Origin of the sequence: Citrobacter sp. wls827, assembly GCF_005280875.1 — a bacterium.
GTDB lineage: Bacteria > Pseudomonadota > Gammaproteobacteria > Enterobacterales > Enterobacteriaceae > Citrobacter > Citrobacter youngae.
This window is the reverse complement of the sequence record NZ_SZWR01000010.1, coordinates 628,975-641,176: the sequence shown is the minus strand read 5'-3', so window position 1 is coordinate 641,176 and position 12,202 is coordinate 628,975. Positions and strand designations below refer to the sequence as shown.

11 protein-coding genes are annotated in these 12,202 nt (G+C 52.1%); 2 read left to right on the top strand and 9 right to left on the bottom strand.

Annotated features, from left to right (window positions below; translation table 11 throughout):
• Window positions 1–58: 58 nt before the first annotated feature.
• The 8 genes from fabF to yceD form a co-directional block, all read right to left on the bottom strand.
• Window positions 59–1,300, bottom strand: coding sequence for a beta-ketoacyl-ACP synthase II (fabF, locus tag FDX03_RS06475; protein WP_005129014.1), 1,242 nt, complete (start codon window positions 1,298–1,300; stop codon window positions 59–61).
• A gap of 85 nt (window positions 1,301–1,385) precedes the next feature.
• Window positions 1,386–1,622: an acyl carrier protein gene (gene acpP / locus FDX03_RS06470; RefSeq protein ID WP_000103754.1), complete on the bottom strand. Its 237-nt coding sequence runs from the start codon at window positions 1,620–1,622 to the stop codon at window positions 1,386–1,388.
• Window positions 1,623–1,777: 155 nt separating this feature from the next.
• On the bottom strand, window positions 1,778–2,512 hold the full coding sequence (fabG, locus tag FDX03_RS06465; protein ID WP_003036255.1) for a 3-oxoacyl-ACP reductase FabG: 735 nt from the start codon (window positions 2,510–2,512) through the stop codon (window positions 1,778–1,780).
• A 12-nt stretch (window positions 2,513–2,524) separates the two neighbouring features.
• On the bottom strand, window positions 2,525–3,454 hold the full coding sequence (gene fabD, locus FDX03_RS06460) for an ACP S-malonyltransferase (protein ID WP_061068121.1): 930 nt from the start codon (window positions 3,452–3,454) through the stop codon (window positions 2,525–2,527).
• Between the two features lie 15 nt (window positions 3,455–3,469).
• Window positions 3,470–4,423, bottom strand: coding sequence for a beta-ketoacyl-ACP synthase III (fabH, locus tag FDX03_RS06455; RefSeq protein ID WP_137345648.1), 954 nt, complete (start codon window positions 4,421–4,423; stop codon window positions 3,470–3,472).
• Between the two features lie 78 nt (window positions 4,424–4,501).
• Entirely contained in the window at window positions 4,502–5,581 is a 1,080-nt protein-coding gene (gene plsX / locus FDX03_RS06450) for a phosphate acyltransferase PlsX (protein ID WP_071887359.1), read from the bottom strand.
• Window positions 5,582–5,703: 122 nt separating this feature from the next.
• Entirely contained in the window at window positions 5,704–5,877 is a 174-nt protein-coding gene (gene rpmF, locus FDX03_RS06445; protein ID WP_003036242.1) for a 50S ribosomal protein L32, read from the bottom strand.
• 16 nt (window positions 5,878–5,893) lie between these two features.
• Complete coding sequence (gene yceD / locus FDX03_RS06440) at window positions 5,894–6,415, bottom strand: 23S rRNA accumulation protein YceD (protein ID WP_137345647.1); 522 nt, start codon at window positions 6,413–6,415, stop codon at window positions 5,894–5,896.
• 197 nt (window positions 6,416–6,612) lie between these two features.
• Here yceD and FDX03_RS06435 point away from each other — a divergent pair, with 197 nt between their 5' ends.
• Window positions 6,613–7,197, top strand: a complete 585-nt coding sequence (locus FDX03_RS06435; protein WP_048211235.1) for a nucleoside triphosphate pyrophosphatase — start codon at window positions 6,613–6,615, stop codon at window positions 7,195–7,197.
• Window positions 7,198–7,313: 116 nt separating this feature from the next.
• Here FDX03_RS06435 and rluC read toward each other — a convergent pair whose 3' ends face one another.
• Window positions 7,314–8,267, bottom strand: coding sequence for a 23S rRNA pseudouridine(955/2504/2580) synthase RluC (rluC, locus tag FDX03_RS06430; RefSeq protein ID WP_170973089.1), 954 nt, complete (start codon window positions 8,265–8,267; stop codon window positions 7,314–7,316).
• A gap of 699 nt (window positions 8,268–8,966) precedes the next feature.
• On the opposite strand from rluC, the gene rne reads away from it, so the two are divergent.
• The coding region (gene rne / locus FDX03_RS06425) for a ribonuclease E (protein WP_137345697.1) at window positions 8,967–12,202 on the top strand (3,236 nt) is incomplete at its 3' end.

Here is a 12,202-nt window from a genome sequence, read left to right as displayed (position 1 = left end):
AAAAAGGCCCGACAAGCGGGCCTTTTCTCTTAGAGCCAGGTAAGTTACCTGCTGGTGCTTAGATCTTTTTGAAGATCACAGAACCGTTGGTGCCACCGAAGCCAAAGGAGTTACACAGTGCGTATTCCATACCGCTAACCTGACGCGCCTCGTGCGGAACGAAATCCAGGTCACAACCTTCATCTGGGTTATCCAGGTTGATGGTTGGTGGAACAGCCTGATCGCGCAGCGCCAGAATAGAGAAAATAGACTCTACCGCGCCCGCAGCACCCAACAGGTGTCCGGTCATGGATTTGGTTGAACTAACCATCACGCTACGTGCAGCATCACCAAACACCGATTTCACGGCCTGGGTTTCTGCTTTATCACCTGCTGGTGTGGACGTACCATGCGCATTGACATAGCCAATACGACCAGGTTCAATCGCCGCATCACGCAGCGCATTGACCATCGCCAGTGCAGCACCTGCACCATTTTCCGGAGGTGATGTCATATGGTAAGCATCGCTGCTCATACCAAAGCCAACCACTTCAGCATAGATTTTTGCGCCACGTGCTTTCGCATGCTCGTACTCTTCCAGCACCACCATACCTGCGCCGTCGCCCAGCACAAAACCGTCACGCTCTTTATCCCACGGACGGCTTGCCGCTTGCGGGTTATCGTTACGCGTAGACAGCGCACGTGCTGCGCCAAAACCACCCACACCCAGCGGTGTACTGGCTTTTTCTGCACCACCCGCAACCATCGCGTCCGCATCGCCGTATGCAATGATACGCGCGGCATGACCGATGTTGTGCACGCCTGAAGTACAGGCCGTGGCGATGGAGATGCTTGGCCCTTGCAGGCCGTACATGATGGTCAGATGACCCGCCACCATGTTAACAATCGTCGACGGAACGAAGAACGGGCTGATCTTACGCGGTCCACCATTTACCAGAGAGGTATGGTTTTCTTCGATAAGACCGAGACCGCCAATACCGGAGCCGATAGCGGCGCCAACACGGTGAGCGTTCTCTTCCGTAATTTCGAGGCCAGAATCCTGCATGGCCTGAACGCCAGCGACAATTCCATATTGAATGAAGGCATCCATCTTGCGCTGTTCTTTGCGCGAGATAATGTCGTCACAGTTAAAATCCTTTACTAAGCCAGCAAATTTCGTTGCATAGGCGCTAGTATCGAAATGGTCGATCAGGCTGATGCCACTCTGACCGGCAAGGAGAGCTTTCCAGGTAGACTCTACGGTATTGCCGACAGGAGACAACATGCCCAGTCCGGTCACAACTACACGACGCTTAGACACGGTTGTCCTCCAGGGAGGGAAAAATAATTCAAGTGGGAAAAAAGATAAAACTCAGGCGGTCGAATGACCGCCTGGAGATGTTCACTTACGCCTGGTGGCCGTTGATGTAATCAATGGCAGCCTGAACGGTAGTGATTTTCTCAGCTTCTTCGTCCGGAATCTCAGTATCAAACTCTTCTTCCAGAGCCATTACCAGCTCAACGGTGTCAAGAGAATCCGCGCCCAGGTCTTCAACGAAGGAAGCATTGTTAGTAACTTCTTCCTGCTTAACGCCAAGCTGTTCGCCGATAATTTTCTTAACGCGTTCTTCGATAGTGCTCATACTCTTAAATTTCCTATCAAAACTCGCTTTCGCGATGGTTTTCGTAGTGTATAAAATGTTGAAAAATTTGCAACTAAATCCCGGCAGGTCTTACCACGATTTTACGCTATTTTGAGGCCATTCACCCTAATAACGCAAATATTTTTCAATCGTGGTTAAACCATGTACATCCCGCCGTTGACGTGCAAAGTCTCACCTGTGATGTAACTTGCTTCGTCGGAAGCTAAAAATGCAACCGCGCTGGCGATTTCCTGAGCGCCACCAAGGCGACCCGCAGGAACCTGCGCCAGAATACCCGCACGCTGATCATCTGACAGCGCACGCGTCATGTCCGTTTCAATAAAGCCCGGAGCAACAACGTTTACAGTAATACCACGGGACGCGACTTCACGCGCCAGTGATTTACTGAAGCCGATCAGACCCGCTTTCGCCGCAGCGTAGTTAGCCTGACCCGCATTTCCCATGGTACCAACCACAGAACCGATAGTGATAATACGACCATGACGCTTTTTCATCATAGCTCGCATTACCGCTTTTGACAGACGGAAAACAGATGACAGGTTGGTTTCGATGATATCGTTCCACTCGTCATCTTTCATGCGCATTAACAGGTTATCACGAGTAATCCCGGCATTATTGACCAGGATATCGACTTCACCAAATTCTGCACGAATATTTTCCAGAACCGATTCGATAGATGCAGGGTCGGTCACATTCAACATCAGACCTTTGCCATTTGCACCTAAGTAATCGCTAATGGCCTGCGCGCCGCTTTCGCTTGTGGCAGTACCGATAACTTTCGCGCCACGGGCAACGAGTGTCTCAGCAATTGCGCGGCCAATGCCACGGCTTGCACCGGTAACCAGCGCGATTTTTCCTTCAAAACTCATGGTTTTCCTCTTTTATTGCTCTAGCGCCGCAGACATCGCCGCCGGCTCATTCAGTGCCGAAGCAGTCAGGGTGTCAACAATACGTTTCGTCAAACCGGTGAGGACTTTACCCGGACCGACTTCATACAGGTGCTCTACGCCCTGAGATGCCATAAATTCAACGGTCTTAGTCCACTGAACCGGGCTGTAAAGCTGACGAACCAGCGCATCGCGGATAGCATCGGCAGTGGTTTCGCACTTCACGTCAACGTTGTTCACAACGGAAACAGTCGGCGTGTTAAAGGTAATTTTTTGCAGTTCAACAGCCAGTTTCTCGGCTGCAGGCTTCATGAGCGCACAGTGAGATGGAACGCTAACCGGTAACGGTAACGCACGCTTAGCGCCAGCAGCTTTACAAGCTGCACCTGCACGCTCTACAGCTTCTTTGTGCCCGGCAATAACCACCTGACCCGGTGAGTTAAAGTTTACCGGTGAAACCACCTGACCTTCAGCAGACTCTTCGCACGCTTTCGCGATAGCGGCATCATCCAGACCGATGATAGCAGACATGCCACCTGTGCCTTCCGGTACGGCTTCCTGCATAAATTTGCCACGCAGTTCAACCAAACGTACGGCATCGGCAAAACCGATAACACCCGCACATACCAGCGCAGAGTATTCACCCAGGCTGTGACCTGCCATCAGCGCAGGCGTTTTACCACCCTGCTGCTGCCATACGCGATACAGCGCGACAGATGCGGTCAACAGCGCTGGCTGCGTCTGCCAGGTTTTGTTCAGTTCTTCTGCCGGACCTTGCTGAGTCAACGCCCAAAGATCATAGCCCAGCGCCGCTGAAGCTTCAGCAAAAGTTTCTTCAACAATTGGGTAGCTTGCTGCCATATCAGACAACATTCCAACGGTTTGGGAACCCTGACCGGGGAACACAAATGCAAATTGCGTCATGTTAAAATCCTTATACTAGAAACGAACCAGCGCGGAGCCCCAGGTGAATCCACCTCCGAAGGCTTCAAGCAATACCAACTGCCCTGCTTTAATTCGCCCGTCGCGGACGGCTTCGTCCAACGCGCACGGTACGGAAGCAGCGGACGTATTGCCATGTCTGTCCAGCGTGACGACGACATTATCCATCGACATCCCCAGCTTTTTCGCTGTTGCGCTGATAATGCGAAGGTTTGCCTGATGCGGCACCAGCCAGTCCAGCGCAGAACGGTCGAGGTTATTTGCTTCCAGCGTTTCATCAACGATGTGCGCAAGCTCGGTCACCGCGACTTTAAAAACTTCGTTACCCGCCATCGTCAGGTGAATCGGGTTTTCCGGGTTCACGCGATCGGCATTAGGCAGCGTCAGCAGTTCACCATAGCTACCGTCAGCGTGCAGATGGGTGGAGATAATACCTGGCTCTTCTGATGCGCTCAGTACAACTGCACCCGCGCCATCACCAAAAATAATGATCGTCCCACGGTCGGTTGGATCACAGGTGCGCGCCAGCACATCCGATCCGACAACCAGCGCATGTTTGACCGCGCCAGATTTTACATACTGATCGGCAACACTAAGTGCATAGGTAAAACCAGCACAGGCCGCTGCAACATCAAACGCCGGACAGCCTTTAAGCCCCAGCATACTTTGGATCTGGCATGCCGCGCTTGGAAATGCGTGGGTTGATGACGTGGTAGCAACCACAATCAGACCAATTTGTTCTTTGTCGATGCCGGCCATTTCAAGTGCACGGTTAGCGGCGGCAAAGCCCATCGTCGCAACGGTTTCATTTGGCCCAGCAATATGGCGTTCGCGGATACCTGTACGAGAGACGATCCACTCATCAGATGTCTCGACCATTTTTTCCAAATCGGCGTTAGTACGCACTTGTTCAGGCAGATAGCTGCCAGTACCAATAATCTTCGTATACATGTACGCTCAGTCACTTTTTGGTTATATACCGCCACGAGCAAATCGCTGGTACGTTGACAGCACCCTCAGCCGGCACTGTTACCTGTGCACTCGTGAGTTGATACTTTCGCCACCGTCCAGCAGTTCGAATCCAGCTGGGTATACAGATTCCAGGCGAGCGGCAATTCGCTGAGGAACTTGTCGCTGCACCGCCTGCACTGCCTGTTCAATCGCGACTTCAAATGCTCGCTGATTGGCAGCACCATGACTTTTAATCACCGTGCCGCGCAATCCTAACAGACAGGCGCCATTATACTGGTCGGGGTTGAGGTGACTAAATCGCCTTGTCAGGCTTTTTTGTAACCAACGTTTTAATAACAGCAGCCACCACGACCGTTTTTTGCCCTCACCCTGAGATTTCAGCAGTGAAAGGAACATTCTGACAACACCTTCCATCGTCTTTAATGTGACATTACCTGTAAAGCCGTCACAGACCAACACATCCGTTTTGCCAGTCAGCAACTCATTGGCTTCAAGATAGCCTATATAATTGATAGAAGGGATTGTTTTTAGCACAGCAGAAGCGTCCCGAATACTGTCGAGACCCTTAGTTTCTTCTTCGCCTATATTGAGTAACGCAACGCGAGGCCTGGCAATCCCAACCACCTCTTCTGCCAACACGGAACCCATAACGGCAAATTGCACCAACATCGTACTGTCGCAATCCACGTTGGCGCCTAAATCCAGCACCACCGTTTTGCCCTTTTGCTGATGCGGTAAAACCGTGACCAGCGCAGGACGCTCAATACCCTCAAGGGGTTTGAGCAAGAGTTTCGCAAGACCCATTAGTGCGCCCGTATTACCAGCGCTGACACAGGCTTGCGCTCGACCTTCTTTCACGAGCTCCAGGGCAACACGCATTGAGCTTCCACGACTGGCGCGGATTGCTTGCGAGGGCCGGGCATCACTGGCAATAACTGACTGAGCAGGGATAATCTGCAGACGTGAACGTTGTTCGAAGTCAGCTTTGGCAAGTAATGGCGTGATTGTATCGGGATCCCCGACTAAAAGAAGTGTGAGTTGCGAATTAGAATTCAGTGCCTGCAATGCTGCAGGCACTGTCACGGTAGGGCCAAAATCTCCCCCCATGACATCTAACGCCAGGGTTAGACGTGTCAAGGTATCGTCGCTGCCCGGTTAGGTGTTTCCCCAGTTACCCGGGGAAAGCCTCACTAAGCTTCATCACGCGTGTACTCTTTGTTTTTCTCACCAAAGTGGGAAATCCATTGAGTCATGCGTGATTACTTAGCGATTACCTTACGGCCACGGTAGAAACCGTCGGCAGTGATGTGGTGACGCAGGTGTTGTTCACCAGAAGTTTTGTCTACAGACAGGCTGGTGACTGCGGTCAGAGCGTCATGAGAACGACGCATGCCACGTTTGGAACGGGTTGGTTTATTCTGTTGTACGGCCATGGACCTTACTCCTCAATTACTTACGCTTTAAGCTGGCTAATACGGCAAATGGGTTTGGTTTTTGCGCTTCATCAGGCAATTCGCCAAAGACCATGTCCGCCTCGGACACTTCACAGTGTTCAGAATCATGCACCGGAACTACCGGCAAGGAGAGGATAATCTCATCTTCAACCATTGCAAGCAGATCGATTTCACCGAATTCGTTAACCTCAATCGGCTCATACGCTTCCGGGAGTGCTTCAGCCTGCTCGTCAGAACGGACAGGACTAAAACAATATGTTGTGTGAACATGAAGTGGAAACGGTTTCCCGCAACGCTGACAATCGAGCGTAACCGAAACCTTCGCATCACCGGTTATAACGGCAAGGCGCTGGTTATCGATAGCGAACGACATGGAGCATTCCACATCACTGTCCACACTGACTACAGAATCGGCGACGCGCTCTACCAGATCAGAAGTATAGATACCTTCATAATCGAGGCGTTTTTGAGCCGTACGAACCGGATCAAGAGTCAGGGGTAATTTTACCTTTTGCATAGGGCGCGCATATTAACTTTGTAACGTCATATAGTCAAAGAAAAAGGCAGCCTGTGGTTGCCTTTTGCCAATAATTCGCACACATTGCGGGTCATCGACTTAAAATCGATCACGACAAGCCATCGCAGCCAGCTTGAAGGACGCAGTCCATAGTTTAAAATGGCTCTCATCATTACGCTATATGCGGGGGAAAAAATATGCCTCAACTTATTCTTGCGTCTACCTCTCCCTGGCGTCGCGCTTTGCTCGAAAAATTGGCCATCCCGTTTGAATGCGCAGCCCCAGAGGTTGATGAAACCCCCTTACCCGGCGAAACACCCCGACATTTAGTGTTACGCCTGGCACAGGAAAAAGCGCAATCCCTTGCCCATCGGTTTCCATCACATTTGATAATTGGGTCTGATCAAATTTGTGTTCTTGATGGTGAAATAACCGGCAAGCCGTTAACGGAAGAAAACGCCAGACAACAATTAACCAAAGCCAGTGGAAATATTGTCACGTTTTATACCGGACTGGCGCTTTATAATTCAGCTAACGGTCATCTACAAACCGAAGTTGAACCGTTCGATGTCCATTTTCGCCATTTAAGTGAAATGGAAATTGAAGATTACGTGCGTAAAGAACGCCCGTTACATTGCGCAGGTAGTTTTAAAAGTGAAGGATTAGGTATCGCACTCTTTGAGCGTCTGGAGGGCCGCGATCCTAACACACTGATTGGCTTGCCGCTGATCGCGTTGTGTCAGATGCTGCGCAGGGAAGACATGAACCCGCTGAACGCCTGATTAAAGAACTCCTGTACAGGCGTAATCAAGTAGGCCTGATAAGCGCAGCGCCATCAGGCGCGACGTAAACGTCTTATCCGGCCTACGGGTTTAACGCGATAAAATCGCAACGCGCATCAGGCTTTGCTGCGTAATACCTCAAGGCAGCGTTTCAGTTGATTATCCATCGGCGCTTCAACACGCATAACCTCACCCGTACCGGGATGAGTAAACTTCAACGCAGCAGCGTGCAGAAACAGACGGTTCAACCCCGTACCCGCCAGTTGCTTATCGAACTCACGGTCGCCATAGCGGTCATCAAAAGCAATCGGATGTCCGGCATATTGCGTATGCACACGAATCTGGTGCGTGCGTCCGGTCACGGGGCTGCAGCGCACAAGCGTGGCAAACGCATAGCGCTCCTCCACTTTAAAACGGGTTTCCGACGGTTTCCCTTCCTGATTTACCCGCACGATACGCTCGCCGCTTTGCAGAATGTTCTTTAACAAAGGTGCCTGCACAGCTTTGACATGCGATTGCCACTGACCCCTTACCAGCGCCAGATAGTCTTTTTGCATCCCTTTTTCACGCAATTGTTCATGAAGTGAACGCAGCGCCGAGCGCTTTTTGGCGACCAGCAAAACACCGGAGGTATCACGGTCCAGGCGATGCACCAGTTCAAGGAAACGCGCTTCCGGACGTAAGGCACGTAAACCTTCGATCACACCAAAGCTTAATCCGCTGCCGCCATGGACGGCGGTGCCAGAAGGTTTGTTAAGCACCAAAATATGGTCATCTTCATACAAAATGACATCCGTCAGCGCAGCGACCTTCTGCAAATTCGGAGAAATCGCTTCTTCTTCACGCTCAGCGACACGCACTGGCGGAATACGCACAATATCCCCGTCTTCGAGTTTGTACTCGGGTTTGATGCGTTTTTTATTCACCCGCACTTCGCCTTTACGCAAAATGCGATAAATCATACTTTTCGGCACGCCTTTGAGCTGGGTGCGCAAAAAGTTGTCGATGCGTTGCCCTGCTTCATCGGCAGTAATGGCAACTATTTTTACGGCTGGAGTCTCTGTTTTCATGGGGGCCGATTTTAAATAGCCATCAAGATTCGCGCCACACATTTTTCTATGCTTATATTAACTGCTATACCCGATTACTTAAGTTTGACAGAACCGATTTGGTGGTTATTAAAGCAATCACCAGGCGGAAGTGTAAAAACTGTGAGTAACCGGGTGATAAATGGCAAAAGTCATCTTGCTATAACAAGGTTAGCAGTGGAATAATGAGCTTGTTTCCGTGTTGAATCTTGTTAAAACAAGAACTTTTCCGGAATGACCCAATTTTGCCCGACCGATCATCAACGCAGCAATGGCGTAAGACGTATTGATCTTTCAGGCAGTTAGCGGGCTGCGGGTTGCAGTCCTTACCGGTAAGTGCTCTATGGATTTCGCGTTGTAGGAAGGCGGCAAGTCTGGGAACCCCCAGAAGCTTACTCCTGTAAGTGTCTGGGGTGAGAAGATGAAGCCAACGCACCAACAGCGTGAAAGACGACAAGCACAATGGAAGCTTCTCTGGAGAGTAATACCCAGACTGTTCCCCTGATAATTGCGCTGTGTTTCCGTATGAAATACAGGCAACCGACACTCTGCGCCTCTTTGAGCTGACGATAACCGTGAGGTTGGCGACGCGAATAGACACGAGGCCATCGGTTCACACCCGGAAAGGCATTTCTCTGCCCGCAGCTTAGTCGTCAATGTAAGAATAATGAGTAAGTTACGATGAAAAGAATGTTAATTAACGCAACTCAGCAGGAAGAGTTGCGTGTCGCCCTTGTAGATGGGCAGCGTCTGTACGATCTGGATATCGAAAGTCCTGGACACGAGCAGAAAAAAGCCAACATCTATAAAGGTAAAATTACCCGTATTGAACCGAGTCTGGAAGCTGCTTTTGTTGATTACGGCGCTGAACGTCACGGTTTCCTCCCGTTAAAAGAAATTGCCCGCGAATATTTTCCTGCAAACTACAGTTCCCATGGCCGCCCCAACATTAAAGATGTGTTGCGTGAAGGTCAGGAAGTTATCGTTCAGATAGATAAAGAAGAGCGCGGAAATAAAGGCGCAGCACTGACAACCTTTATCAGTCTGGCAGGCAGCTATCTGGTTTTGATGCCAAACAACCCGCGTGCGGGCGGTATCTCTCGTCGCATTGAAGGCGATGACCGTACCGAGTTAAAAGAAGCGCTGGCAAGCCTCGAATTGCCTGATGGCATGGGGCTTATCGTACGTACCGCGGGTGTCGGTAAATCGGCCGAAGCACTGCAGTGGGACCTGAGCTTCCGTCTGAAACACTGGGAAGCCATTCAAAAAGCGGCTGAAAGCCGTCCTGCCCCGTTCCTGATCCACCAGGAAAGCAACGTTATCGTGCGTGCCTTCCGCGACTATCTGCGCCAGGACATCGGCGAAATCCTCATCGACAACCCAAAAGTCATGGAGATGGCGCGTCAGCACATCGCTGCGCTGGGTCGTCCGGATTTCAGCAGCAAAATCAAACTGTACACCGGTGAAATCCCGCTGTTCAGCCACTACCAGATTGAATCCCAGATTGAATCCGCCTTCCAACGTGAAGTGCGTCTGCCTTCCGGCGGCTCAATCGTTATCGACAGCACTGAAGCGCTGACTGCTATCGATATCAACTCCGCTCGCGCAACCCGCGGCGGCGATATTGAAGAAACGGCGTTTAACACTAACCTTGAAGCTGCCGATGAAATTGCGCGTCAGTTGCGTCTGCGTGACCTTGGTGGCCTGATCGTCATCGATTTTATCGATATGACCCCGGTTCGCCACCAGCGTGCGGTAGAAAACCGTCTGCGTGAAGCCGTTCGTCAGGACAGAGCGCGTATTCAGATCAGCCATATTTCTCGCTTCGGTCTGCTGGAAATGTCCCGCCAGCGTCTGAGCCCGTCGCTGGGTGAATCCAGTCACCACGTCTGCCCACGTTGCTCCGGCACCGGTACCGTGCGTGACAACGAATCGCTGTCGCTGTCTATTCTGCGTCTGATCGAAGAAGAGGCGCTGAAAGAAAATACGCAGGAAGTTCACGCTATTGTTCCTGTGCCGATCGCATCCTACCTGCTTAACGAAAAACGTACCGCGGTCAATGCCATCGAGACGCGTCAGAACGGCGTGCGCTGTGTGATCGTGCCAAACGATCAGATGGAAACCCCGCACTACTCCGTGCTGCGTGTACGCAAAGGGGAAGAAACGCCTACCCTGAGCTACCTGCTGCCGAAACTGCACGAAGAAGCGATGGCGTTGCCGACGGAAGAAGAATACGTTGAGCGTAAGCAACCTGAACAACCGGCACTCGCCACTTTCGCGATGCCTGATGTTCCGCCTGCCCCTGCACTGCAGGAGCCAGCCGTGAAAGCTGCCGCGCCTAAAGCTGCTGCCGCGACCGCACCTGTCGCTGCGCAGCCGGGTTTGATTAGCCGTTTCTTCGGCGCGCTGAAGTCCATCTTTGGCAGCAGTGAAGAAGTGAAACCGGTTGAACAACCGGCACCGAAAGCTGAAGAGAAAACGGAACGCCAGCAGGATCGTCGCAAACCGCGTCAGAACAATCGTCGCGACCGTAACGAGCGTCGTGATAATCGTGACAACCGTGGTGACCGTGACAACCGTAATGAGCGTTCAGAAAACGGCGAAAACCGCGATGAAAATCGTCGTAATCGTCGTCAGGCGCAGCAGCAGACTGCTGAAACTCGTGACAACCGCCAGCAGTCCAGCGATGTAGCAGACAAAGCGAAATCCGGTGACGAGCAGCAGGCTCCGCGTCGCGAACGCAACCGCCGTCGCAACGATGACAAACGTCAGGCGCAGCAGGAAGTTAAAGAGCTGAACCTGGCTGAACAGCCTGCGCAGGATTCCGAGCAGGAAGAACGCGTGCGTCAGCCGCAGACTCGTCGTAAACAGCGTCAGTTGAATCAGAAAGTTCGATTCGCTGACAGCGCGCCGGTTGAAGCTGAAGTGGCGACCGCAGCCATTGTTGCTGAAACCGCTGTTGCTCAATCTGTTGAACAGTCTGCCCCGGCTCAACGTACCGAACTGGCTAAAGTCGATTTACCCGCAGTCGTTGCATCAGAGCAAGAAGACAACAACGAAGCACGTGATAATAACGGTATGCCTCGTCGCTCACGTCGTTCTCCTCGCCATCTGCGCGTAAGCGGGCAGCGTCGTCGTCGCTATCGTGACGAACGCTATCCGGTTCAGTCGCCGATGCCGTTAACGGTTGCCTGTGCTTCTCCGGAATTAGCGTCCGGCAAAGTCTGGATTAGCTACCCTGTTGCCCGTACTCAGGACATGCAGGTTGAAGAACAGCGCGAACAGAAACTGGAGCTGGAACAAAACGCATCTGTGGCAGTAGAGCCTCAAGCCGCTGCAGCTGTCGTTGAGCACATTGTGGATGTCCCTGCACAGGCAGACGTCGCGCAATCCGATGTTAGCGTAGTGGAAACGCAGACCGTTGTGGCTGAAACGGCACACCCGGAAGTGATTGCTACTCCGGCCGAGCAGCAACTGCAAATTATCGCTGAGTCTGACGCACCGGTTGCCGAGGAGATCGCTGCGAAAGCCGAACCTGTGGCTGAAGTTGTGGCTTCGCCGGTTATCGAAGAACCTGCGGACGTCGTTGTCTCCCAGCCTGAAGCGGTTGAAGAGATTGTCGAGGTTGTGGAAACAGCGCCTGTTGTTGAAGAAGTCGCAGCGTCGCAAGAAGTTGTTGCAGCACCTGTCGTCGAAACTGCAGTCGTTAAGTCTGACGCTGTCGCAACCCGTGTTGACGCAGAACATCTTCACAGCCATGCGACCGCACCGATGACCCGCGCTCCGGCTCCGGAATATGTGCCTGAAGCGCCGCGTCATAGCGAGTGGCAGCGCCCGGCATTCGCCTTTGAAGGCAAAGGTGCTGCAGGCGGACACAGTGCCAGCCATCAGGCAACCGCGCCAGCAACGCGACCGCA